This is a genomic window from Streptomyces sp. NPDC037126, assembly GCF_055605965.1.
The window spans coordinates 276055-299699 of record NZ_JBVJTD010000001.1; the positions used below are offsets into that span (position 1 = coordinate 276055).

Sequence of the window (23645 nt, forward strand, 5' to 3'; positions counted from 1 at the left end):
CCGGGTACGGTCTAGGGCATGGCACCGACCAGCGAGATCCTGACCGCGGAGCGCATCCTCGAAGCCACCGAGGAGGTGCTGCGCCGCCACGGCCCGGCCAAGGCCACCGTGGTGGACGTGGCCCGCGCGCTCGGCGTCAGCCACGGCAGTGTCTACCGGCACTTCCGCACCAAGGCGGCGCTGCGCGAGGCGGTCACCAAGCGCTGGCTGGACCGGACGTCGGAAAGGCTCGCCGGGATCGCCGCGGCGGACCGCGACCCGGAGAGCCGGCTTCGGGACTGGCTGGCCGCCCTGTTCGAGGCCAAGCGGCACAAGGCGGGCGACGATCCCGAACTGTTCGCCACCTACACGGTGCTCACGGACGAGAACGGCGCGGTCGTCGGCGAGCACATAGCCGAGCTGACCGCGCAGCTGACCCGGATCATCATGGAAGGGGCCGGGTCGGGCACCTTCTCCGTGCCCGACCCGGCCGCCACGGCCCGAGCCGTCTTCCAGGCCACCGGCCGGTTTCACGACCCCTGCTACGCCCGGGAGTGGATCCGCCCCGGCGTCGGCGAGGAGTTCACGGCCGTCGTGGACCTACTGGTTCGTGGCCTCAGCTCACCGTCACGGTGATCGGCGACGAGTGGACCGAGCCGGTCCTGGTCGCCACCCGCACCTGCTCGGTGCCCTGGTCGGTGAACGTCCGTTTGATCTTGTAGGTGCCGTTCTTGGTGACGAGGGCCGTCGTCTTGAGCGTGGTCCACTTGCCGTTCAGCTGGTGCTGGAGCACCAGCGCGGAGCCGGCCTTCATGCCCTTGACGGTGCCGGTGAACACCACGGTGTCACCGATCTTGATGGTCTTCTTGTTGGCGGAGACGGTGATCGCGCTCGTGGTCGTCAGCGCCGGCTTCATGGAAGCCTTCATCGAGGGCTTCATGGACGGCTTCATCGACGGCTTCATGGACGGCTTCATGCTGCCGGTCATGGAGGGCTTGGGCTTGGGCTGCGGGGCGGTGCCGGCGGCGTAGGCTCCGGCCGTACCGCCGGAGAGCAGCGCCACGGACAGGACACCGGTGCCCAGCGCGAGGCCGTAGCGGTGGTGGCGGAGTACGGAGGTCATGGTTCTCTCCTGTCGCTCGTTCGGACGTCTCCCAGGCTGACCCGACTTCGCTCCGTCGGCCACTCGAGACGCTGTGTGACCGCCCTTCGACAGGTGTGAAACCGCAGGTCAGAGCCGATATTCGCGACCTTTGCCGCGGCCCTTGGCGACGGTCTGGGAGCCCTTCGCGCCTCAGCGTGACGGCTGCCGGGCCGCCGCCGGGTCGACCGTCGCCTGGTGGGCCTCGGCCAGGTGCTCCTCCGCCTTCAGCCAGGGCAGGAACTGCGCGCCCCGCCGCCAGCCGCAGGTGTCGCAGCTGATCGTGCGCTGCACCCCCGTGCGCCGGACCCGGACGACGTGCTCCCGTCCGTGCCGGTCCCAGCGAGTGACCTTGCTCGTGCTGCTGCCCTCCGGCATGACGCCTCCCGCGTCCGTGAGTCCCGCACACCCCGACCGCAAGGAGTGTGCAGCAGGAACAACATCAACGGGGGGAGCTTCACGGTGAGTTGAACGGCCCTCGCGCTGCGTTCAACCGACCGACCGGGGCAGTCGCAGCCCGAGCGGCCCGGTCGGCGCGACCCCGGCCAACTGCACCAGCAGCGTGGTGACCAGTGCGTCCCGCATGCCCAAGTGCGGTACGAGCGTGAGGAACAGGGTGCCGAGCGTGGCCACGCCGAGGGCCGGCGCGGACTGCTGGGTGATGACCGTCACACCGCTGCCGACACCGGCCCGGGCGGGCGGCACCTCGGACAGCACGATCCGCATCACGTCGGGCAGTTGGAGCGCCTGCCCCGCGCCGGCCACGGCCACGCCCGGCAGCAGCGGACCGCCGTCCGGGTGCGGCCAGCCACACGGCCAGCAGCACGCCGACGCCCTGCACGACGGCCCCGCGGAGACCACCCGGGTGCCGTGGCGGGCGATCAGCCGCGGTCCGGCGAGGGACACGCACAGGAACGCCACGGCCAACGGCGCGAGCGCCAGCCCGGCTGGCACGGGACCGAGACCCGCACCCCGCCGGAGCGCGTGGTGCAGGACAGGACCGCCCGGCCGGCGCGGGGCGCGGAGGTCAGGCGGCACGAGCCGGCCGCCTTCCTGCGCAGCCGGCGCGAGCGCATCGCCCCGGGGGAGGTGGGCCTGCCGCGCGGGCCGCGGCGCCGTACGCCGGGGCTGCGACGGGAGGAGGTCCGGCTCTCATGGGGGACCTGGACGCGATCGCGCTCGAGGACCGCAAGTGCATGCTGCTCGTGTACACCGACGCGGACTGGCAGGCCGCGGTCGTGCACCTGGGGGAGACCCAGCGCCTGATGGCCGCCCGGCTGCGCGCCGCGCTCGCCGGTCATCTCGGGGAGCCCGCCTGGAAGATGCTCCTCAAGCGGCTGGACGAGTCCCCGGCGCTCCGCGGGCACTGGGAGCGTTACGAGGTGCTGGGCAGCCGCAGCAAGACCAAGGAGTTCCTCAACCCCTGTGTGGGGCACCTCACTCCGGAGCACACCGACCTGTGGCCGGGCCCCGAAGCGGGTCTCCGGATGGTGACGTACACCGCGAGGGGCGAGGAGGCGCGCGAGCGTCTGGAGGGGCTCCACGAGCTGGCGCTGGGGAGTTGACCAACTCGGGGGCACAGGTGCTGATTCGGTAAAAGATTCGATATCTACAGTTCAACAGGGTTGTCCTGTGCATGACTCAGTAGATGGGATGCGCGAGACCACTTCGGTCGACACCAGACCACTCAGGGGAATTCATGCACATAGCGCGTACCGGGCGAGGCGTCGCGGCTTCCACGGCCGCCACCGCCGCCCTCGTCGCCGCCGCACTGGCAGTCGCTGCTCCGGCCGGCGTCACCAGCGCCGCGTCCGCGGCCGTACCGCACACCAAGGCGGTCCCGGCCATCGTCGGGCACAACCTCGTCCACGGCGTGGCCAGCCCGCTCCCCATCGCCCAGTGCCAGGCAAAGTGGCACATCAACTGCTACAGCCCGCTCCAGTACCGCACCGCGTACGACCTCAACGCCCTGTACAAGAAGGGCGTCACGGGCAAGGGGCGCACGATCGTCATCGTCGACTCGTTCGGCTCCCCGACGGTCCAGCACGACCTCGACGTCTACAGCAAGCAGTTCGGTCTGCCGAGCACCAAGGTCAAGGTGGTCAAGTGGGGCAAGGTGCCCCCCTTCGACCCGAAGAACTCGGACATGACGGGCTGGGCCGGCGAGACCTCGCTGGACGTCGAGATGGCGCACGCCGTGGCGCCCGACGCCAAGATCATGCTGGTGGAGACCGCGGTCGCCGAGACCGAGGGCACCACCGGTCTGCCGGAGATGATGAACGCCGAGAAGTACTACATCGACCACGGGGTCGGCGACGTCATCACGCAGAGCTTCGGCGCGACGGAGAACACCTTCCCCGGCTTCGAGAAGGGCGACTTCTCCAGCATCAAGAAGCTGCGGTACGCGTTCGAGGCCGCCAACCGCAAGCACGTGACCGTGCTCGCCTCCTCCGGTGACGGCGGCGCCACCGACAGCACCGCGGACGGCAAGGGCTACTACAAGAAGCGCGTCAACTCCTGGCCCTCGTCCGACCCGCTGGTCACCTCCATCGGCGGGACCCAGCTCCACCTGAACGACAAGGGCGAGCGGGTCAAGCCGGACAGCGTCTACAACGACTACGGCGCGGGCGGCGGCGGCCAGTCCCACGTCTTCACCCGACCCGGCTTCCAGAACGGTGTGAAGAACGTCGTCGGCACCCGCCGCGGCACCCCGGACATCTCGATGGCCGCCGCGGTCAACGGCGGTGCCTGGGTCTACTCCAGCTACGACCCGACCGCCACCGGCTGGGACGTCTCCGGCGGCACCAGCGAGGCCTCCCCGCTGTTCTCCGGCATCGTCGCCCTCGCCGACCAGGCGGCCGGGCACCGCGTGGGCAACATCAACGCGGCGCTCTACAGCCTGTTCAAGCACAAGGGCTCGGGCATCGTCGACGTCAACGACGGCACCGACAACAGCTACCAGGGCGTGACGGGCTACAAGGCCGTCAACGGCTACGACATGGCCACCGGTGTCGGCACGGTCGACGCCCTGCGCTTCGTCGCGGCCCTGGCCAAGTTCCGCGGCTGACGCCAGGCGGCAGATCGTTCGTGAGGCGGCCCGGGTGCCACACCCGGGCCGCCTTCGCGTGTCCGGCTCCGTCCCTGGTCCGGAGCCGGTGCCGTGCCGGGCGTCGCGAGCCGGCGGACCCTTCCGGTCGCAGCGACAGGCCCTCAGGCGCGCCCCGAGGCCCCCACCACCTGCCGGACCTCCGGGGACTCCAGCTGCTCGGCCGTGCGCTCGGCGGTCCCGCGGGCCCAGCGGCCGCTGGTGAGCAGGCCGAGGACGAGCACGGCGAGGCCGCAGGCGGTCAGGATCCACCAGCCGGGACGGGCCGCGGAGACGAACGCGTCCTTGTACGGCGACGAGCCGATGCCGGAGACCAGGACGGCGCCGACCACCGCGACGCCGAGGGTCTGGCCGAGCTGCCTGCTCGTGGAGGCGACGGCGGCGGCGACCCCGGCCTGGGCGCGGGGCATGCCCGAGACCGCCGTGTTGGTGATCGGCGCGTTCACGAAGCCGAAGCCGATGCCGAAGAGGATGTAGCCGACGAGCAGGGTGGCGTTCGACGTCTCCGCCTCGAAGGCCGCGAAGAGCACACCGCTCGCCGTCATCGCCGTACCGGCCACCACGAGCGGCAGCCGGGGGCCGCGGCTGCCGACCAGGCGGCCGGAGAGCGGCGCGCACAGGAAGGTGGGCGCGGCCATGGGCAGCATCCACAGGCCCGCGTGCAGGGCGTCGAGGCCGCGCACGTTCTGCAGGTACAGGGTCGACATGAACAGGAAGCCGCCGAGCGCGGCGAAGGCGCTGATCGCGATCACGGTCGCCCCGCTGAACGGCGCGGAGTGGAAGAAGCGCAGGTCGATGAGGGGCTCGTCACGCCGGGGCTCGTACCAGAGCAGGGCGAGCAGGGCGACGAGGGCCACGGCGGCGAACGGGGCGACCGCGGCGAAGCCCGAGTCCGGCGCCTCGATGATCGCGTACGTCAGCGAGCCGAACAGGGCGATGACCAGGAGCTGGCCGAGCGGGTCGGGGCGGCGGGCCTTGGGCGCGCGGGATTCCGGGACGAAACGCAGGGTGAGCAGCAGGGCCGCGAGACCGACGGGGAGGTTGACCCAGAAGATCGAGCGCCAGCTGACCGACTGGACCAGCAGACCGCCGACCAGCGGGCCCGCCGCCATGGATATGCCGACCACCGCGCCCCAGACGCCGATCGCGCGGGCGCGCTCACGGGAGTCGGTGAAGGTGTTGGTGATGATCGACATGGCGACCGGGTTCAGCATCGAGCCGCCGATCGCCTGGACCATGCGGAACACGACGAGCAGTTCCAGGTTCGGGGCGAGCGAGCACAGCAGCGAGCCGATGGAGAACACCACCAGGCCGGCCATGAAGACCCGCTTGCGGCCGATCCGGTCCGCCGTGGAGCCCGCCAGCATCAGCAGGGAGGCGAGGACGAGCGTGTAGGCGTCGATCGTCCACTGCAGACCGGAGGTCGTGGCGTGCAGGTCGCGCTGCATCGAGGGCAGCGCCACGTTCAGCACGGTGTTGTCGAGGCTCACGATCAGCAGGCTCATGCAGCAGATCGCGAGCACGATCAGGCGTCTGCGGTGACTCAACTCTGGCATGCGTTCCATCGTACGTGCATTTCGATAGTGCGTCTAACTAATGACCGCTACATGATCTTGGCCGTCCCTTCGCCGGGACCAGGGGACGGGTGCCCCGCCGGGTGAGGGACAATGGGTGCTTGCCTTCTGTCGTACGTCCGTCCCGGAGCCGTCTGATGACCCACCCGCTCTCCATCGGCCCGCACGCCGTGGCGCCGCCGGTCGTGCTCGCCCCCATGGCGGGCATCACCAACGCACCCTTCCGCACCCTGTGCAGGGAGTTCAGCGGCGGCAAGGGGCTGTTCGTCAGCGAGATGATCACGACCCGGGCACTGGTCGAGCGCAACGAGAAGACCATGCAGCTGATCAGGTTCGACGCGAGCGAGACGCCGCGTTCGATCCAGCTGTACGGCGTGGACCCGGCGACCGTCGGCAAGGCCGTCCGCATGATCGCGGAGGAGGGCCTGGCCGACCACATCGACCTGAACTTCGGCTGCCCGGTCCCCAAGGTCACCCGCAAGGGAGGCGGCTCCGCCCTGCCCTACAAGCGCAACCTGCTGCGGGCCATCCTGCGCGAGGCGGTCTCCGGGGCCGGCGATCTCCCCGTGACGATGAAGATGCGCAAGGGCATCGACGACGACCACATCACCTACCTCGACGCCGGCCGGATCGCCGTCGAGGAGGGCGTGACCGCCATCGCCCTGCACGGCCGCACGGCCGCCCAGCACTACGGCGGCACCGCCGACTGGGACGCCATCGCCCGGCTCAAGGAGCACGTCCCGGAGATCCCCGTGCTCGGCAACGGCGACATCTGGTCGGCCGAGGACGCGCAGCGGATGGTCCGCGAGACCGGCTGCGACGGGGTCGTGGTCGGGCGCGGCTGCCTGGGCCGGCCGTGGCTGTTCGCGGACCTGGTGGCGGCGTTCGAGGGGCGGCCCGAGCACGTGGCCCGCCCCTCGCTGCGGACGGTGGCCGACGTCATGGTCCGGCACGCCGGACTCCTCGGCGAGTGGCTCGGCGACGAGTCCAAGGGCGTCGTCGACTTCCGCAAGCACGTCGCCTGGTACCTGAAGGGCTTCGCGGTCGGCTCCGAGATGCGCAAGCGGCTCGCGATCACCTCCTCGCTCCAGGAGCTGCGGGCCGGGCTGGACGAGCTCGACCTCGACCAGCCGTGGCCGACCGGTGCGGACGGGCCCCGGGGCCGTACGTCCGGCAACAACCGGGTGGTGCTGCCGGACGGCTGGCTGAAGGACCCGTACGACTGTGCGGGCGTGAGCGAGGACGCGGAGCTCGACACCTCGGGCGGCTGACCGCCGCGGCTCAGCCCTTCTTCGGGTGCGGGGTCGAGCCGTACGCCGTCAGGAAGCGGTCGCGGAAAGCGCTCATCTTCCAGACGGGGGCGGTGTGGGCGGGGCGCAGGCCGTCCGTCCAGCCCCAGTCCGCGACCTTGTCGAGGACCTTGGGGTCCTTGGCGACGATCGAGACGGGCACGTCACGGCTGGCGTGGTTGCCGCTGACCCGGGCGATGGGCTGGTGGTCGCCGAGGAACACCAGGACGGTGTTGTCGTTGCCGTAGCGCTCCAGCCACTGGGTGAGGGCGGTCACCGAGTACTGGATCGACTTGCCGTACTCCTGCCGGGACTTGGTGGTGTCGGCGATGACGTCGGCCGGGTTGTTGCCCGCCGCCTCGATGCCCTTGAAGATCGAGCCGTCGCCGAGCTGGTCCCAGCCGACCATCTTCGGGATGGGCGCCCAGGGCTGGTGGCTGGAGGTGAGGATCAGCAGCGACATCCGCGCCTTGCCGTCGGCGGGCCGCTTGCTGTGCACCCGGTCCTGGTACTGCTGGAGCGTGTACTGGTCCGGCATGGTCGACCAGCTGAACTTAGGTCCCTTGTAGCCCAGTTGGAAGGCGTTGTAGACCTTGTCCAGGCCGTACCACTGCTGCTCGGGCCACGCCTTCTGCACGCCCGGCATGACGCCGACCGTGTCGAACGCGCCGGTCTTCTTGAAGGCGTCGGTCAGGCTGAGGTGGTCGCTGGCCATGACGGTGCGGTAGCGCTGCTGGTTGCTGATCCACAGGCCCGACATGGTGGTGGAGTGGCCGAGCCAGCTGCTGCCGCCGTAGGTCGCCGACGTCAGCCAGCCGCTCTTGGCGTGGAAGCCGGCCTTGGCCAGCGCCTTGGTACGGGCGTCGAGGGTGCTGTCGACACCGGGCGCCATGATCGGGTCCTCGATCGCGCTGCGGCCGTAGCTCTCGATGAACGTGAAGATCATGTCCTTGCCGCGCAGGTCGGGGACCAGCTGGCTGCCCGGGGTGTTGCCGAAGGCGTCGACCTTCGCGACCTTCTGGAACTCCGCCTCGTCCCGGAGGGTGTCCGAGATCCGGTGGGCCTGGTCCTTCAGCGCGGTGGCGGTGCCGTCGGAGGCGATCGGCACGCCGGAGACCTGCAGGCCCAGGGAGGAGCAGGTGATCCAGACGACGCCCGCGATCAGCGTGCCCCGGGTCGCGGTGCCGGTGTGCCGGGCGAGCAGGTTGGCGAGCCGGACCATGGACAGCGCCAGCAGCACGAACAGCAGGAGGACGACGGCGATCAGGCCGGCCACGGCGGCGAGGGTGGCCGTGCGGCCGAGGGAGTCCTCCAGGTACGACTCCGCGTCGCCGAACAGGCTCCAGTCGAGCACGACGTTGAAGGGGCGGCCGAGGTACTGGTTGAAGCCCATGTCGAGCAGGTTCAGCACGGTCATCGCGGCCAGCGCGACGCCGGACACCGCGGCCAGCGCGATCCGGGGGCGGCGCGGCAGCGCGATCATCACGGCGGCCCCGATGACCGCCTCGCCGGGTATCCGCAGGAACTTCGTCGGCCCGAGCCCCACGACGGAGTGCGGCAGCACGAGCGCCGCGACGACCAGCGCGGCGGCGAGCACGGTGACGCCGACGGACAGCACCCGGGCGGCCCCGGGGTGCTCCTGGCGCCACCGCCGCCCCCACGCGCCCCACGGCCGCCGGGGCCCACCGGCCCCCCGGGGCTCCGGCGCACCGTCGGGTGACGTCCCCGGGGCCACGGCGCCTTCCAGCGGTACCTCTTCGGCGGCGGTGGCCTCCGGCGCGTCCTGCACGACCACGGCCTCGGGCGCGTCCTGCGCGGAGTGGGTTTCCGGAGAGGCCTGCCCGGCGCCGGCCTCCGGCTCGGCCTGCTCGGAGTTGCAGCCGAGCGCGGCTTCCGCCGCGGTCCCGGCCGCCGTCTCCGCCGTGCCGGTCTCCCGCTCGGCCTTCGCGGTGCCCGCGTCCTGGGAGGCCTCGGCGGCGGTCGCTTCGGCCGCGGTCTCGGGCTCCGGCTTCGCCGTGCCGGTCTCCCGCTCGGCCTTCGCGGTGCCCGCATCCCGGGAGGCTTCGGCGGCGGTGGCCTCGGAGGCGTCTCGCGCGGTGTCGAGGGACCCGGTGGCCTGTGTGGCGGCGGCCTTCGGTTCGGCCTGCTCGGGGCCGGAGCCGAGCGCGGCCCCGGTGACGGTCTCGGGCTCCGGCTCCGCCGTGTCGGTCTCCCGTTCGGCCTTCGCGGGGTCCGGGGCACGCGTGGCATCGGTCGTGTCGGGCGTCGGCTTCCCGGGGGTGGCCTCCGGCTCGGTCTTCGTGGGGCCGGGCCGCGCCGCCGCCTTCGCGGTGCCGTTCTTCCGCGGGGCCTTCGCCGTGCCGTTCTTGCGCGTGGCCTTCGTGGTGCCGGCCTTCCGGGACGGGCCCGTGGTCTGGGCGGGCTCCGTTTGCGCCGGGCCGGCCTGGTCCTGGTCCGTGGCCTCGGGCGTGCGGGCTCCGGGGACGCGGGGCTCGCCGGGTTCGGGGGCGGCCGGGGCTTCCTCGGGGCCTCGTTCGGCGAGGACGTCCTCTGTCCCTCCGGCCGTACCCGGTGGCTGGCGCGTGCTCGTGTGCTGAGGCAACCCGAAGGTCCTTCCGTGCGAGACCCGTGACGGACGGCGGGCCACGCTGGGGAGGCTGGACGGGACCGGAGACCCGGTCCGCCTGGCCCGCCGCCATCCCGTACGGCCCCTCACCCGCCCCTGTTCACGGCACTCGGCAAACACCCGGCAAACGCCTCGCCAACTGCTTCCCCGGAGGGGCTACGCGCCTCCCACCGCCGTCAGCAGCGCGAGCGGCGCCGCGGCCGAGCGGGACTCGCGGACGCACGCGTGCGGGTAGGGCACCGGCTCCGGGTGCGTGTCGCGGCCGTAGCCCGCCAGGACCTCGGGGAGCCGGTGGCCGGCGGCCGTCGCCGCGTCGACCAGCGCGTGGGCGACCGTACGGGCCTCGTCGTGCAGGCCGTAGCGGGCCAGACCCAGCGTGATCAGCGCGTTGTCGTGCGGCCAGACCGAGCCGCGGTGGTAGGAGAGCGGGTGGTACGCCGGCTGCCCGGAGGCCAGCGTGCGTACGCCCCAGCCGGAGAAGAAGTCCGGCTCCAGCAGTCTGCGGCCCACGAGTTCGCCGTACTCCTTGTCCAGCAGCCCCGTCCACAGCAGGTGCCCGGCGTCCGAGGCCAGCGCGTCGATCCGGCGGCCCTCGCCGTCGAGCGCCAGCGCCGGGAAGCAGTGCTCCGGCATCCAGAAGTCCCGCTGGAACCGGTCGCGCAGATCGGCCGCCGCCTGTCCGAGCAGCGCCGCGTACGTCTCGTCGGCCCACACCGTGCGCGCCATCCACGCCGTCCGGCGCAGCGCGTCGTACGCGTAGCCCTGGGCGCCCGCCGCCATCACCGCCCCGGTGGGCCGGGTGCCGTCGGCGCAGCAGATCGCGCCGGGGGAGTCCTTCCAGTTCTGGTTGGCGAGGCCGCCCTCGTCGGCGCGGTAGACGAGATACCCGCGCGAGGTCAGGCCGCCGTGGTCGAGCATCCAGCCGACGGCCGCGCGGGCGTGTCCCTCCAGCCGGCCGGCCAGGGCGGTGTCCCCGGTGCGCTCCACGTACGTGCCGAGCAGCACGAGGAACAGCGGGGTGGCGTCGACCGATCCGTAGTACCGCCCGTAGGGCACCTGCCCGAAGTGCGCCAGCTCGCCGTGGCGCACCTCGTGCACGATCTTGCCGGGCTGGGCGACCCGGGACGCGCCGGCGCCGGTCGCCTGCGTGGCGGCCAGCGCGAGGAGCGTGGCGGCGGCCGGCCGGGGACGGTACGGCAGCGCGAACAGGGACGTGAGCAGGGCGTCCCGGCCGAGCAGCGTGAGGAACCAGGGGGCGCCGCCGGCCGGCACCCGCAGCTCCTCGCCGTCGGGCCCGGTGGCCGGGATCTGGAGCGCCGCGAGGTCGGCGAGGCCGCGCGCGCAGGCCGCCGCCAGTTCCGGCCAGCCGGTCGGGAAGGCCACACCTTCCACGAACTCCTCCTCCAGTAAGAGGAGTTGACGGTTCACGGCGGCCGGGTCGCGGGGCACGCGCAGGGCGCGCCGGTCGCCGTGCGGGCGGGCCATCACGCGCACCACCAGCTCGCGCGTGCCGTGCGGCGGCAGCTGCAGCGCCCAGACCAGACGGCGGGCGCCCGTGCCCGTCTCCTCCACGGCGTCGGGAGCCGGGTCGGCCGTGATGGTCGTGCAGGACCGCCATTCGGCGCGCCGGTAGGTGAACTCGATGCCGTCGTCCATGACGACGCGGGAGCGCAGGGCGCCGGCCTTGACGTAGGTGCGGTGGTCCGCGCGGAGTTCGAACTGGTCGGTGAAGTCGGCGTCGGCGGTGATGGCCAGCCGGACGGTGGTCGGCACCGGGCGGTTGCTGGTCGCGCGCACGGTCTCCACGAAGGAGCTGTCGCCGACCGCCTGCTCACGGAAGAGGGTGTGCGCGGGGGGCTCCTGCCGGCCGCCGCGCGGCACGAGGACGCAGCGCGCGGTGTCGCCGTCCGTGACCGGGGTGAGCGCCTCGGGCACCGCGCCGTCGACGGTCAGCTGCCAGCGGCTGAGATGGCGGGCGTCGCGCACGAACAACCCGTCCGGGGAGTTGCCGCCCCGCACCCCGCTGATGTCGCCCCGGTCGCCCACGGCGGCGAAGGTCGCCCCGTGCACGAGCAGATGATGCCGGTCGGTCATCCCCGGTCGCCTCCCTTGTCACTCCTGTCGAACGTGCCGGTGCCCGTCCGGGACACGCCCTCGCCCGGGCGCTTGAGAAGGTCTTGGTGCAGCTCGTGATGGAGGTCCAGCGCGAGCGCGGCCGTCCAGCCGAAGCCGGTCGCGCCGCACGCCTCGCCGGTGTACGGGTCGACGTACTCCGCGAAGCCGGTGGCGTCGGCGAGCTCCAGCGCCGCCCCGCGCAGCGCGTCGGCCCGCGCCCGCTCGCCGTGCAGGCGCAGCCCCCGCTCCACCAGCCAGGCGGTGTTGAACCAGGCCGGGCCGCGCCAGTAGCGGTGCGGGTCGAAGGCCTCGCCGAGCAGGTCGTAGCTGGGTACGAGCCGGGTGCGGCCGCCGAGTCCGAAGTGGGGGCCGCACAGGGTGCCGACGAGCGCGCCGGCGACCTCCCGGGGCAGCCCGGGCAGCAGCAGCGGGACCAGGCCGGACACCCCCCGCTCGGGGACCGGCCCCCCGCCGCGCAGGTCCCGGCACAGGAACATCCCGGCCCGCCGGTCCCACAGCCGCTCCACCAGCGCCGCCGTCAGTCGCTCGGCGCGCGCGTGCCGGGCGGTGCCGGCCGCGCCCAGCTCCCCGGCGATCCGGGCGAGCGCGTGCTCGGAGGCGATGAGCAGGGCGTTGAACGCCGGGTCCTCGACGGCGAACTCCCCGCCGCCGTCGGCGTAGCCCGCGTCCCGGTAGTCGGCGGCCAGCCGCACGTACCGCCCGTAGTCCAGATCGGTCGGCCGGTCCTCGGGCGCGCCGTGGTCGAGGTCGGCGCGGCGGAAGGAGCGGGCCGGGGCCGGGGTGATCCGGGCGAGCGGGGCGTCCCAGCAGGGGCTGTTGTCCATGCCCTGCTCCCACGGGTGCACGACGGACACCAGGCCGCCGCCGCCCAGGTCCCGCCGGTGCAGCAGATAGCGGTGCCAGGCGGCCAGCCGCGGGTACACGCGGGCCAGAAAGCCCCGGGCCCGCGACAGGCCGGGGTCGGCGAGGTGCACCAGCCAGGCCGCCAGCGCGTGCACCGGTGGCTGCACGATGCCGGAGGTCTGTACGGTGCGCGGGGCGCCGGCGGCCCGTCCCGCGGTGGCCGAGCGCCAGAAGTCGGGGCTGGGGAAGTACGCGTCGAGCGGTACGGAGGGGTTGAAGACGATGTGCGGGACGCGCCCGTCGGCCCACTGGGCCGCGAGCAGCGTCTCCAGCTCGGTCTGGGCGCGGGCCGGGCTGACGTGCCGCAGGCCGATCGCGATGAACGCCGAGTCCCAGGACCACTGGTGCGGGTACAGGTTCCGGGAGGGGACCGTCGAGGCGCCCGTCCAGTTCGCGTCGAGCACCCGTGCCGCCCTGATGTGCAGGGACGTGCCGGAGGCCGGGCCGGGGCCCGGTGGGTCGTATGCGGTCCCGGGCTCCGTGGGGCGGGTGCTGAGCTGGGCAGTGCGATCCACTCGGGGCTCCCCGAAGACGAGGACGGCGGGCCGGCCGGCCGGGTTCGGCGGCGGCTACCGTTGGTTACGTCTATTTAACACGCAAAACCCAATATGTAATGCAAACTTGAGAAGCACAAGGGGGTGCGCATGGCCGGACGTCCGGGAAGAACCGGGAAGAGCGGGAGCCAGGCAGGCGCCGGCGATCTGCTCGAACTGGTGCGCAGTGGACGGGCCGTGACCCGCGGCGCGCTCCAGGAGGCCACCGGCCTGTCCCGCGCGACCGTCGGCCAGCGCCTGGACCGGCTGTTCCGGGCCGGCTGGCTGCGCGAGGGAGCGGGCGGCCCGGTCGGCTCACCGCTCGGCGGGCGCCCCTCCATCACCCTGGAGTTCGACGACTCGCACGCGGTGGTCCTCGCCGCCGACCTGGAGACCCGGCACGCGCGCGCGGCCGTCCTGTCGCTGACCGGCGAGATCCTGGCCGAGCACTCCGGCACCCTGGTGATCGAGGACGGACCGGAGTGCGTACTGGGCGAACTCGGCCACTGGTTCGCCGAGTTGCTGGAGAAGGCCGGCCACCGGGCCGAGGAGGTCTGCGGCATCGGACTCGCGGTGCCCGGCCCCGTGGACCTCGAGACCGGCCGGGTGGTCCAGCCCCCGATCATGCCCGGCTGGGACGGCTACGACATACGGGGCCGTCTGTCCCGCGCCTTCACCGACCGCACCGGCGCCCCGGCGGTCCCGGTCCTGGTCGACAACGACGCCAACCTCATGGCCTACGGCGAGCAGCGCACCGGCCACCCCGACTGCGCCGCCTTCGTGCTGGTCAAGGTGTCCACAGGCATCGGCGCCGGGGTCGTGGTCGACGGCTCGGTGTACCGGGGGACCGACGGCGGCGCGGGCGACATCGGGCACATCCGGGTGGGTGCGGACGCGCTGTGCCGCTGCGGTTCGCGCGGCTGTCTCGCCGCCGTCGCCAGCGGGCGTGCCGTGGCCCGGCGGCTGGCCGAGTCGGGGGTGCCGGCCGCCTCCGGCTCGGACGTGCGGGACCTGCTGGCCGCCGGGCACCCCGAGGCGGCGGCGCTGGCCCGGGAGGCCGGCCGCCGGGTCGGGGACGTGCTGGCGACGGTGGTGACCCTGCTCAACCCGGGCGTGCTGATGATCGCGGGCGATCTGGCCGGAACGCCCTTCCTCACCGGCGTGCGGGAACTGCTGTACCAGCGGGCGCTGCCCCGCTCCACGGCCCATCTGGACGTCGTCACGTCCCGGCTGGGGGAGCGGGCGGGGCTCATCGGAGCGGGGGCCCTGGTCGTGGAGCATCTGTACGCGCCGCGGCGGGTGGAGGAGCGGCTGCTCGCGATGGGCGTGTGACGTCGGGGTTTCCCGTCCGCGTAGGGGTCCGCATGGTGAAATCCGGCGCGCTGTGGCAGCGTGATTCTCGCCACCCTTGATAAGGGTTGCGCTCAGATGAGCGGATCAAGCGCGGCTGCACTTCTCCAAGGGGTGGCACTCGGTGCCACCCCTTGATCGTTCATCGATCGAACTCAGCCGTGCTGGAGGCCGCTCATATGAGCGGAATACTGCATCCTATGGCGCCCATGCGTTCAAGAAGTGAAAACATAACGGCGGCTTGGCTTGCCAAGCTTTGACTTTCGATCCGCTGGCGGACGAGTGGTTACAGGCGCATGACGCGCAAGTGGACGTACCCATGTGCCTTCGATCTGGGTATGTTCCTGGCCGTCAGGGCAGCCACCGTGGCCTCAAGGAGTCGAGACCCGTGTCGGAAAACAAAGAACCCCACGTAGCGAAGTTCGTTTACGACTTCACCGAGGGCAACAAGGACCTCAAGGACCTCCTCGGCGGCAAGGGTGCCAACCTCGCCGAGATGACCAACCTGGGTCTTCCGGTCCCTCCCGGCTTCACCATCACCACCGAGGCCTGCAAGGTCTACCTGGCCAGTGGCGAGGAGCCCGCGGCACTGCGTGACGAGGTGAGTGCGCACCTCGACGCCCTCGAGGCCGGCATGGGCAAGAAGCTCGGCCAGCCCGACAACCCGCTGCTGGTGTCGGTCCGCTCGGGTGCCAAGTTCTCCATGCCCGGCATGATGGACACGGTCCTGAACATCGGCCTCTCCGACAAGTCGGTGCAGGGCCTGGCCAAGCAGGCCGGCGACGACCGCTTCGCCTGGGACTCCTACCGCCGCCTCATCCAGATGTTCGGCAAGACCGTCCTCGGCGTCGACGGCGAGCTCTTCGAGGAGGCCCTCGACGCGGCCAAGGCGGCCAAGAAGGTCACGGTCGACACGGACCTGGAGGCCGCCGACCTCAAGAAGCTGGTCACCAAGTTCAAGAAGATCGTCAAGACCGAGGCCGGCCGGGACTTCCCGCAGGACCCGCGCGAGCAGATGGACCTCGCCATCAAGGCGGTCTTCGAATCCTGGAACGGCGACCGCGCCAAGCTCTACCGCCGCCAGGAGCGCATCCCCGGCGACCTGGGCACCGCCGTCAACATCTGCTCCATGGTCTTCGGCAACCTCGGCCCCGACTCCGGCACGGGCGTCGCCTTCACCCGCGACCCCGCCTCGGGCCACCAGGGCGTCTACGGCGACTACCTGCAGAACGCCCAGGGCGAGGACGTGGTCGCGGGCATCCGCAACACCGTGCCGCTCGCCGAGCTGGAGCAGATCGACAAGAAGTCGTACGACCAGCTCATGCAGATCATGGAGACCCTGGAGAACCACTACAAGGATCTCTGCGACATCGAGTTCACCATCGAGCGCGGGCAGCTCTGGATGCTGCAGACCCGCGTCGGCAAGCGCACGGCGGGCGCGGCCTTCCGCATCGCCACGCAGCTCGTCGACCAGGGCCTGATCGACGAGACCGAGGCCCTGCAGCGCGTCACCGGCGCCCAGCTGGCCCAGCTGATGTTCCCCCGCTTCGACGACGAGGCGAAGGTCGAGCAGGTGGGCCGCGGCATCGCCGCCTCGCCGGGCGCCGCGGTCGGCAAGGCGGTCTTCGACTCGTACACCGCCGTGAAGTGGTCCCGCTCCGGCGAGAAGGTCATCCTGGTCCGCCGCGAGACCAACCCCGACGACCTGGACGGCATGATCGCCGCCGAGGGCATCCTCACCTCGCGCGGAGGCAAGACCTCCCACGCGGCCGTCGTCGCCCGCGGCATGGGCAAGACCTGTGTCTGCGGCGCCGAGGAGCTGGAGGTCGACACCAAGCGCCGCCGGATGACCGTCCCGGGCGGACACGTCGTCGAGGAGGGCGACGTCATCTCCATCGACGGCTCCAGCGGCAAGGTCTACCTGGGCGAGGTCCCGGTGGTCCCGTCCCCGGTGGTGGAGTACTTCGAGGGCCGGATGCACCCGGGCGCCGACGACGCCGACGAGCTGGTCGAGGCCGTCCACCGCATGATGGCCTTCGCCGACCGCAAGCGCCGGCTGCGCGTCCGCGCCAACGCCGACAACGCCGAGGACGCCCTGCGGGCGCGCCGCTTCGGCGCCCAGGGCATCGGCCTGTGCCGCACCGAGCACATGTTCCTCGGCGAGCGGCGCGAGATGGTCGAGAAGCTGATCCTCGCCGACACCGAGGAGGAGCGCGAGGCCGCCCTGCGGGAGCTGCTGCCCCTGCAGAAGAAGGACTTCGTCGAGCTCTTCGAGGCCATGGACGGCCTCCCGGTGACGATCCGCCTGCTCGACCCGCCGCTGCACGAGTTCCTGCCCGACATCACGGAACTCTCGGTCCGCGTGGCCCTGGCCGAGTCCCGCCAGGAGCCGCACGAGAACGAGCTGCGCCTGCTGCAGGCGGTGCACCGCCTGCACGAGCAGAACCCGATGCTCGGCCTGCGCGGCGTCCGCCTCGGCCTGGTCATCCCCGGCCTGTTCACCATGCAGGTCCGCGCGATCGCCGAGGCCGCGGCCGAGCGCAAGACCGCCAAGGGCGACCCGCGCGCCGAGATCATGATCCCGCTCGTCGGCACCGTCCAGGAGCTGGAGATCGTCCGCGAGGAGGCCGACCAGGTCATCGCCGAGGTCCAGGCGGCCACGGGCACGGAGCTCAAGCTCGCCATCGGCACGATGATCGAGCTGCCGCGCGCCGCGCTGACCGCCGGCCAGATCGCGGAGGCCGCGGAGTTCTTCTCCTTCGGCACGAACGACCTGACGCAGACGGTCTGGGGCTTCTCCCGGGACGACGTGGAGGCCTCCTTCTTCACGGCCTACCTGGAGAAGGGCATCTTCGGGGTGTCGCCCTTCGAGACGATCGACAAGGACGGCGTCGGCTCCCTGGTGAAGGCGGCCGCGGAGGCCGGCCGGCGCACCCGCCCCGACCTCAAGCTCGGCGTCTGCGGCGAGCACGGCGGCGACCCCGAGTCGGTCCACTTCTTCCACGAGGCCGGCCTGGACTACGTCTCCTGCTCCCCGTTCCGCATCCCGGTCGCCCGGCTGGAGGCGGGCCGCGCGGCCACCAACTCGGCGGGCAGCGACCACCGGTAGGCCGCACCGCCCCCCGACCCCGGAGCCGTCGTCGGTCCCCGACCCTCAGACCGATCGACGACGGCTCCGGCGCACCAAGAGAGACGGCATCCTGTGCGGGGGTGCCGTCTCTCCGCGTAGCTGCGGCGGCTGTCAGCGCGGCTGGTCGCTCTTCGGCCCGATGTCCTCGACCCTGGCCGGAGTTCCCTCCGGGGCGAACGAGTGGTGGAAGGTGAAGGCGTGCGGCGCGGGGCCGTGGTCGTGGAGGTGTTCCAGCCTGGAGACCCCGTCCTGCCAGGTGGGTGTCACGCCGTCGGAGACCCACCAGATCACGTGATTCGGGTGCCCTGTCCTCTCGAACCAGTCGTATCGCCTGTTCAGCGCCTCGCGGTGCAGACCGGTGTAGACGGCGTCGAAGGCGGGGCGCAGGCCTGTCCAGAGGGAGAGGGTCGCGGCCAGGGCGGTGGTTTCCACCGTACGGCCCTTGTCGTACCAGGCCGGTACGGCGAACTCTCCCCACGCACCCCAGTCCGCCCCGAAGAGCATGCCCCGGTCACCGTCCGCCGCTTCGGCACGCGCGAGGTACCCGGGGTGCCGGCCGATCTTCCGGTAGACGGCCTCACCACGGTCGTAGAACTCGCGCGTGAGAGGTGCGGGATCGAGGAGAGGCGACTTCAGGACGCCGAACGTGTACAGCGCGAGATGGGGCATGCGTCTCCCTGGTCGGGGGGCCCGTCGCGGGTGGCTCGGCCCCGAGGAACTCCTGCGCGACCGTGGGCGATCGCCGAGGACCAGGTGAAGGTAGCCGCCTGCGCGGGCCCTGTCGAAGTTGCGTTTTCCCTGCCCAAGTGGCCTCTCGCACCGGCCGTTGCGGTGGCCGGGGCCAGGCGGGCCGCGGGTACGGTCAGCCGGTGGGCGTGGGGAACGCGGCGGGGCCGTGGTGGTAGACCACTCCCGGGCGCAGGCCGCCCGAGAAGGCGAACAGCCGGGGGACGGTGACCAGGTCGTAGCCGCGCGACCGCAGTGCACCGACGATGGTGGGAACGGCCGGCGGGGTGGTCGCGTACCGGTCGTGCAGGACGACGATGGCGCCCGGCCGCACCAGGGCCAGCACGTGCCGCTCGACGAAGCGGGGATCGTGGTGCTTCCAGTCCTCGGCGCTGACGCTCCACATCACCACCGCCAGGCCCTCCGCACCGGCCGCCCTGCGCACCCTGGCGTTCCACGCCCCGAACGGCGGCCTGAAGAGCGTCGGCCGACGGCCGGTGATCGAGGCGATCTCCCTCGCCGCGGTGCCGAGCTCGTAGTCGATCCGGGCGCGCGGTTCGAGGGTGAGGTGCGGGTGGGTGACCGTGTGGTCGCCGAGCGCGTCGCCGTCCCGCTGCTCCCGCAGGACGATCCGCCGGTACCGCAGCGCGTGCGGCCCGATCAGGAAGAACGTGGCGACGACGTGGCGGCGCTCCAGCGTGCCGAGGACGGCCGCCGTGTACCGGGTGGGCCCGTCGTCGAAGGTCAGCGCGACGCACTTGGCGACCCGGCAGTCGACGGCGGGAGCCGACGCCGCGGCGGTGGGCACGGCCGGTGCGCGGTGGAGCGCGACGGCGGCCGGTGACGGACCCAGGACGACCGCCACGGCGCCCAGGGCCGCCGCCGTCACCACGCGTCGCCGTCCTGTCCTCGGGGTCATGGCAACCACCTCGATCACGCACGGTGGTCCTGCGCCCAGGCTCACCCGTCCGAGGGTGTCCGGCACCCCGAACGGGGTGTGAGAAACGCCAGAGGAAGGCAAGTTCTCCATAAAATGCCTGGTGGGGGAGTCGGTGTGGATCTCCGTCTCACACCGGTTCCTGTCCTTCGCCCCCGGGGAGGAGCCGTCATGACCTGGACCACCGCCGACATGCCGGACCTCGTCGGCCGCGTCGCCGTCGTCACCGGGGCCAACAGCGGACTCGGCTACGTCACCGCGCGCGAGCTGGCCCGCAAGGGGGCCCGGGTGGTGCTCGCGTGCCGCAGCGAGCCGCGCGGGAGGGAGGCCGTCGACCGGATCGGCGGCGAAGTCCCGGTGGCCCGGGTCGAGTTCGAACGGCTGGACCTCGGGGAGCTGGCATCGGTGCGCGACTTCGCGCGCCGCCTGCCGTACGACCGGCTCGACCTGCTCGTCGACAACGCCGGGGTGATGGCGCCCCCGTACGGGAGGACCGCCGACGGGTTCGAGACGCAGTTCGGGGTCAACCACCTCGGGCACTTCGCGCTCACGGGGCTGCTCCTGCCGAGACTGCTGGCCGTCCCCGGCGCCCGGATCGTCACCGTGTCCAGCATGATGCACGCCCTCGCCAACATCGACCTCCGCGATCTCGGCGGCGAGCGCCGGTACCGCCGCTGGATCGCCTACGCCCGCTCCAAGACCGCCAACCTGCTGTTCACGCACGAGCTGGCGCGCCGGCTGGTCCGGCACGACTCCGCCGTCGTGGCGGCCGCCGCGCACCCGGGGTACGCCGCCACCAACCTCCAGACCGCCGGGCCGCGGGCCGAGGGGCGGCGGGTGGCCGAGCGGATGATGGAGATCGGCAACCGGGTCCTCGCCCAGTCGGCCGAGGCCGGCGCGGGACCCATCCTGTACGCGGCGACCGCGCCCGGAGTGCGGCCCGACGCCTTCTACGGGCCGGCGTTCGCGGGCTGGCGGGGCGCGCCCGCGCCGTCCTGGCGGGCACCCTGGACGCTCGACGACAGGGCCGGTGAGCGGCTCTGGGAGGCGTCCGTGCGGCTGACCGGTGTCGCCTACGACGCCCTGAAGGTGTGACCCGCCCGGAGGCGTGACGCACCGCTTGCGGGCGATGACACACAGCCGCAGTCCCTCTTTCGTAATCGCCGCGCATGGTTGATCGTTGGGCCGTGCATCGATGACGGACGTCAGGGGGCACTGATGACGATCAGCCGTAGGGCACTGCTGGTGGCGGGGGCGGGCACCGGGCTTCTCACCGCGTGCGGTTCGAACACCGGACGCGGGGGCGGGGGCTCGGGGACCCAGCTGTCGCAGTGGTACCACCAGTACGGCGAGACAGGCACCGAGCAGGCGGTCGAGCGGTACGCCGCCGCGTACCGGAAGGCGCACGTCAAGGTCCAGTGGCGGCCGGGGAACTACGACCAGCAGACCGCCGCCGCGCTGCTCACCGGGTCCGGACCCGACGTCTTCGAGGTCAACGGGCCCACGCTCGACCAGATCCAGGGCGGGCAGGTCGTCGACCTCACCGACCTGCTGGACGGGGTCAGGGACGACTTCAACCCGGCCGTGCTCACGCCGAAGACGTACGACGGGAAGGTGTGGGGGATCCCGCAGGTCGTCGACACGCAGCTCCTCTACTACCGCAAGAGCCTGCTGAAGGACGCCGGGGTCGCACCGCCCACCACCCTCGACGCGCTCGTCGACGCGGCGGGCAGACTCACCGGCGGCACGATGAAGGGACTGTTCCTCGGCAACGACGGCGGTGCCGGCGCGCTCGGCGGAACGCCCCTGTACGCGGCCGGGCTGGCGCTCGTCACCGAGGACGGCAAGGTCGGCTTCGACGACCCCGCCGCCGCCCGCACCCTCGGCAAGCTGCACCGGCTCTACGCCGACAAGTCCCTCCTGCTCGGCGCGCCCACCGACTGGTCCGACCCGTCCGCCTTCCTCCAGGGGCTGACCGCGATGCAGTGGTCCGGGCTGTGGGCGCTGCCGCAGGTGCAGAAGGAACTGGGCGACGACTTCGGGGTGCTCCCGTTCCCGGGGGACGGCACCGGCGGGGCGCCCTCCGTCCCCGTCGGCGCGTACGGCGCCGCCGTCAGCGCGCGCAGCGGGCACAGGGAGGCCGCCAAGGACTTCGTGAAGTGGCTGTGGGTCGAACGGACCGACTACCAGGAGGACTTCGCGCTCTCCTACGGCTTCCACATCCCCGCCCGGATCTCCCTCGCGAAGAAGGCCGGCCGGCTGAGGTCGGGCGCGGCCGCCGACGCCGTCCGCTTCACCACCGACCACGGGTACGCCCAGCCGCTGCTGTGGACCCCGGCCGGCCAGACCGCCTACCAGGACGCGCTGAGCAGGATCATCCGCGGCGGGGCGAACCCCGAGAGCGAACTGCGCACCGTCGTACGGAAGGTGTCCGCCGAGCTCGCTCGCGTGAAGAACGCGAGGAAGAACTCGTGAGGACGCGGTGAGGCGGAGAGGGACCCTGTGGTTCTGGGTCTTCGTCGGGCCGTTCGCCGTCGGGCTCGCCCTGTTCACCTACGTTCCGCTGCTGTGGAGCGTGGGCCTGAGCTTCTTCGACGCGCACAACACGGTCACGCCCACGCACTTCGTCGGCCTGGACAACTACACGGCGATGCTGAGGGACGACGCGTTCGTCGGCAGCCTGAGGACGTTCCTCGTCTTCACCGCCTTCATCGTCCCCGTCACCTACGCCCTGTCCCTCGCGCTCGCCCTGATGGTCAACCGCGTCCGGCGGGCGCGCGCCTTCTTCCGGTCGGTCTTCTTCCTGCCCGCCGCGTGCAGTTACGTGGTGGCCGCGCTGATCTGGAAGATGTCCCTCTTCAGCGGGGTGCGGTTCGGGCTGGCCAACACCGTGCTGAGGTGGTTCGGCGCCGACCCCGTCGCGTGGCTGTCGGTCACCGACCCGCCCTGGTACTGGCTGGTCGTCGTGACCGTACGGCTGTGGCTGCAGGCCGGGTTCTACATGATCCTGTTCCTCGCCGGGCTCCAGCGGATCGACCCGGTGCTCTACGAGGCGGCCGCCGTGGACGGGGCCCGGCCCGGCTGGACGGTGCTGCGGCACATCACCCTGCCCCAGCTGCGCGCCACCTCGGTCGCGGTGGTGCTGCTGCTCGTCGTCAACGCCTTCCAGGCCTTCGACGAGTTCTACAACCTGCTGTCCGACGCGCGGGGCTATCCGCCGTACGCCCGGCCGCCGCTCGTCTACCTCTACTACACCGCCCTCGGGCAGGGGCAGGACCTGGGGCTCGGCAGCGCGGGCGCGGTGATCCTGGCGCTGATCATCGCGGTGGTCACGGTCGGGCAGGCGCGGTGGCTGCGGCTGGGAAGGACGGACGCCGATGGATGACGCGCTGGTGCGGGCCGGGCGGGCGCTGCGGGCGGTGCTGCTCGTCGCGCTGGCCCTGCTCTTCCTGATCCCCTTCTACCTGCTGGTGCGCAACGGACTGGCGAGCGAGCGGGACATCACCTCGCCCGGCTGGACCTTCTTCCCGGCCGGGGTGAGGTGGGGCAACGTACGGGAGCTGTTCGACGACCCGTCCGTGCCGTTCGCCCGGTCCCTGCTCAACTCCGCCCTGATCGCGGTCGCCACGACCGCCGGCACCCTGCTGCCGGCGTCCCTCGCGGGGTACGGCCTCGCCCGCATCCCCTACCGGCACGCGAACAAGGTCTTCTACGGCATCCTCGGCACCCTGCTGGTGCCGGCCGCCGTGACCTTCGTGCCGAGCTTCGTGCTGGTGTCGTCGCTGGGCTGGATCTCCACGTTGCGGGGACTGATCGTGCCGACCCTGTTCTCCGCCTTCGCCTGCTTCGTGTTCCGGCAGTACTTCCTCGGCTTCCCGAGGGAGCTGGAGGACGCGGCGCAGGTCGACGGGCTCGGGTACTGGCGGACGTACTGGCTGGTGGTCGTGCCGAACGCGCGGCCGGTGTTCGCCGCGGTCGGCACGATCGTGTTCCTCGGCGCGTGGAACTCCTTCCTGTGGCCGCTGGTGATCGGGCAGGACCGCAGCGCCTGGACGGTCCAGGTGGCGCTGTCCTCCTTCACCACCGCGCAGGTCGTCCGGCTGCACGAGCTGTTCGTCGCGGCGGCCGTGTCGGTGCTGCCGCTGCTGCTGGTGTTCCTGTGCTTCCAGCGGTGGATCGTGGCGGGGGTGGAGCGCTCGGGCATCGACTGAGCCG

17 protein-coding genes and 2 pseudogenes are annotated in these 23645 nt (G+C 72.1%); 10 read left to right on the forward strand and 9 right to left on the reverse strand.

Annotated features, from left to right (window positions below; all coding sequences use genetic code 11):
- The first annotated feature begins 18 nt into the window (after window positions 1-18).
- Entirely contained in the window at window positions 19-615 is a 597-nt protein-coding gene (locus tag ACZ7FF_RS01215; RefSeq protein ID WP_470808452.1) for a TetR/AcrR family transcriptional regulator, read from the forward strand.
- On the opposite strand, the gene ACZ7FF_RS01220 is transcribed toward ACZ7FF_RS01215, so the two are convergent.
- From ACZ7FF_RS01220 to ACZ7FF_RS01230, 3 genes and pseudogenes are all read right to left on the reverse strand, one after another.
- Window positions 596-1102, reverse strand: coding sequence for a hypothetical protein (locus ACZ7FF_RS01220; protein ID WP_470808453.1), 507 nt, complete (start codon window positions 1100-1102; stop codon window positions 596-598). The genes ACZ7FF_RS01215 and ACZ7FF_RS01220 overlap by 20 nt on opposite strands.
- 171 nt (window positions 1103-1273) lie before the next feature.
- The gene (locus ACZ7FF_RS01225; protein WP_470808455.1) at window positions 1274-1498 is read right to left on the reverse strand and encodes a hypothetical protein; all 225 of its coding nucleotides are present in this window, start codon (window positions 1496-1498) and stop codon (window positions 1274-1276) included.
- 111 nt (window positions 1499-1609) lie between these two features.
- Window positions 1610-1906 (reverse strand): annotated as a pseudogene (locus tag ACZ7FF_RS01230) (MFS transporter); the annotation flags it as partial.
- 198 nt (window positions 1907-2104) lie between these two features.
- Between ACZ7FF_RS01230 and ACZ7FF_RS01235 the strand changes: the two are divergent.
- Together ACZ7FF_RS01235 and ACZ7FF_RS01240 are read left to right on the forward strand one after the other, a co-directional pair.
- Window positions 2105-2685: pseudogene (locus ACZ7FF_RS01235) on the forward strand (MmyB family transcriptional regulator).
- A gap of 134 nt (window positions 2686-2819) precedes the next feature.
- Window positions 2820-4187 carry a S53 family peptidase gene (locus ACZ7FF_RS01240; RefSeq protein ID WP_470808457.1) on the forward strand — a complete coding sequence of 456 codons (1368 nt, stop codon included), beginning with the start codon at window positions 2820-2822 and terminating at the stop codon, window positions 4185-4187.
- Between the two features lie 143 nt (window positions 4188-4330).
- Here the strand turns inward: ACZ7FF_RS01240 and ACZ7FF_RS01245 are convergent, their stop codons facing one another.
- Window positions 4331-5782 (reverse strand): MFS transporter, encoded by a 1452-nt coding sequence (locus tag ACZ7FF_RS01245; protein ID WP_470808459.1) that lies wholly within the window; start codon window positions 5780-5782, stop codon window positions 4331-4333.
- Between the two features lie 155 nt (window positions 5783-5937).
- On the opposite strand from ACZ7FF_RS01245, the gene dusB reads away from it, so the two are divergent.
- Window positions 5938-7071, forward strand: a complete 1134-nt coding sequence (gene dusB, locus ACZ7FF_RS01250) for a tRNA dihydrouridine synthase DusB (protein WP_470808461.1) — start codon at window positions 5938-5940, stop codon at window positions 7069-7071.
- A gap of 10 nt (window positions 7072-7081) precedes the next feature.
- On the opposite strand, the gene ACZ7FF_RS01255 is transcribed toward dusB, so the two are convergent.
- From ACZ7FF_RS01255 to ACZ7FF_RS01265, 3 genes are all read right to left on the reverse strand, one after another.
- Window positions 7082-8836, reverse strand: a complete 1755-nt coding sequence (locus tag ACZ7FF_RS01255; RefSeq protein ID WP_470809558.1) for an alkaline phosphatase family protein — start codon at window positions 8834-8836, stop codon at window positions 7082-7084.
- A 1035-nt stretch (window positions 8837-9871) separates the two neighbouring features.
- Window positions 9872-11809: an amylo-alpha-1,6-glucosidase gene (locus tag ACZ7FF_RS01260; RefSeq protein WP_470808463.1), complete on the reverse strand. Its 1938-nt coding sequence runs from the start codon at window positions 11807-11809 to the stop codon at window positions 9872-9874.
- Window positions 11806-13269, reverse strand: a complete 1464-nt coding sequence (locus ACZ7FF_RS01265; RefSeq protein ID WP_470808465.1) for an MGH1-like glycoside hydrolase domain-containing protein — start codon at window positions 13267-13269, stop codon at window positions 11806-11808. The genes ACZ7FF_RS01260 and ACZ7FF_RS01265 overlap by 4 nt, the downstream gene beginning before the upstream one ends.
- 129 nt (window positions 13270-13398) lie before the next feature.
- Here ACZ7FF_RS01265 and ACZ7FF_RS01270 point away from each other — a divergent pair, with 129 nt between their 5' ends.
- Window positions 13399-14619 carry an ROK family transcriptional regulator gene (locus tag ACZ7FF_RS01270; RefSeq protein ID WP_470808466.1) on the forward strand — a complete coding sequence of 407 codons (1221 nt, stop codon included), beginning with the start codon at window positions 13399-13401 and terminating at the stop codon, window positions 14617-14619.
- 406 nt (window positions 14620-15025) lie between these two features.
- Entirely contained in the window at window positions 15026-17746 is a 2721-nt protein-coding gene (ppdK, locus tag ACZ7FF_RS01275) for a pyruvate, phosphate dikinase (protein WP_470808468.1), read from the forward strand.
- 132 nt (window positions 17747-17878) lie between these two features.
- Here ppdK and ACZ7FF_RS01280 read toward each other — a convergent pair whose 3' ends face one another.
- Both ACZ7FF_RS01280 and ACZ7FF_RS01285 read right to left on the reverse strand, forming a co-directional pair.
- A complete protein-coding gene (locus ACZ7FF_RS01280) occupies window positions 17879-18436 on the reverse strand; it encodes a DUF3291 domain-containing protein (RefSeq protein WP_470808469.1) in 558 nt (185 codons plus the stop codon).
- Window positions 18437-18629: 193 nt separating this feature from the next.
- Window positions 18630-19412, reverse strand: coding sequence for a polysaccharide deacetylase family protein (locus ACZ7FF_RS01285; protein ID WP_470808470.1), 783 nt, complete (start codon window positions 19410-19412; stop codon window positions 18630-18632).
- A 189-nt stretch (window positions 19413-19601) separates the two neighbouring features.
- Between ACZ7FF_RS01285 and ACZ7FF_RS01290 the strand changes: the two genes are divergently transcribed.
- From ACZ7FF_RS01290 to ACZ7FF_RS01305, 4 genes are all read left to right on the forward strand, one after another.
- A complete protein-coding gene (locus ACZ7FF_RS01290) occupies window positions 19602-20525 on the forward strand; it encodes an oxidoreductase (protein ID WP_470808472.1) in 924 nt (307 codons plus the stop codon).
- A gap of 123 nt (window positions 20526-20648) precedes the next feature.
- The gene (locus ACZ7FF_RS01295; protein ID WP_470808474.1) at window positions 20649-21905 is read left to right on the forward strand and encodes an ABC transporter substrate-binding protein; all 1257 of its coding nucleotides are present in this window, start codon (window positions 20649-20651) and stop codon (window positions 21903-21905) included.
- Between the two features lie 7 nt (window positions 21906-21912).
- Window positions 21913-22815 (forward strand): carbohydrate ABC transporter permease, encoded by a 903-nt coding sequence (locus ACZ7FF_RS01300; protein WP_470808476.1) that lies wholly within the window; start codon window positions 21913-21915, stop codon window positions 22813-22815.
- Window positions 22808-23641: a carbohydrate ABC transporter permease gene (locus tag ACZ7FF_RS01305; RefSeq protein WP_470808478.1), complete on the forward strand. Its 834-nt coding sequence runs from the start codon at window positions 22808-22810 to the stop codon at window positions 23639-23641. Before ACZ7FF_RS01300 ends, ACZ7FF_RS01305 begins: the two co-directional genes overlap by 8 nt.
- Window positions 23642-23645: the final 4 nt, after the last annotated feature.

What these genes read in the sequence shown, in the direction of transcription:
- dusB (WP_470808461.1), top strand. Translation starts at nt 5,938, where the DNA reads ATGACCCACCCGCTCTCCATCGGCCCGCACGCCGTGGCGCCGCCGGTC.
- ACZ7FF_RS01280 (WP_470808469.1), bottom strand. Translation starts at nt 18,436, where the DNA reads ATGCCCCATCTCGCGCTGTACACGTTCGGCGTCCTGAAGTCGCCTCTC.
- ACZ7FF_RS01220 (WP_470808453.1), bottom strand. Translation starts at nt 1,102, where the DNA reads ATGACCTCCGTACTCCGCCACCACCGCTACGGCCTCGCGCTGGGCACC.
- ACZ7FF_RS01285 (WP_470808470.1), bottom strand. Translation starts at nt 19,412, where the DNA reads ATGACCCCGAGGACAGGACGGCGACGCGTGGTGACGGCGGCGGCCCTG.
- ACZ7FF_RS01240 (WP_470808457.1), top strand. Translation starts at nt 2,820, where the DNA reads ATGCACATAGCGCGTACCGGGCGAGGCGTCGCGGCTTCCACGGCCGCC.
- ACZ7FF_RS01270 (WP_470808466.1), top strand. Translation starts at nt 13,399, where the DNA reads ATGGCCGGACGTCCGGGAAGAACCGGGAAGAGCGGGAGCCAGGCAGGC.
- ACZ7FF_RS01215 (WP_470808452.1), top strand. Translation starts at nt 19, where the DNA reads ATGGCACCGACCAGCGAGATCCTGACCGCGGAGCGCATCCTCGAAGCC.
- ACZ7FF_RS01225 (WP_470808455.1), bottom strand. Translation starts at nt 1,498, where the DNA reads ATGCCGGAGGGCAGCAGCACGAGCAAGGTCACTCGCTGGGACCGGCAC.
- ACZ7FF_RS01260 (WP_470808463.1), bottom strand. Translation starts at nt 11,809, where the DNA reads ATGACCGACCGGCATCATCTGCTCGTGCACGGGGCGACCTTCGCCGCC.
- ACZ7FF_RS01245 (WP_470808459.1), bottom strand. Translation starts at nt 5,782, where the DNA reads ATGCCAGAGTTGAGTCACCGCAGACGCCTGATCGTGCTCGCGATCTGC.
- ACZ7FF_RS01295 (WP_470808474.1), top strand. Translation starts at nt 20,649, where the DNA reads ATGACGATCAGCCGTAGGGCACTGCTGGTGGCGGGGGCGGGCACCGGG.
- ACZ7FF_RS01305 (WP_470808478.1), top strand. Translation starts at nt 22,808, where the DNA reads ATGGATGACGCGCTGGTGCGGGCCGGGCGGGCGCTGCGGGCGGTGCTG.
- ACZ7FF_RS01290 (WP_470808472.1), top strand. Translation starts at nt 19,602, where the DNA reads ATGACCTGGACCACCGCCGACATGCCGGACCTCGTCGGCCGCGTCGCC.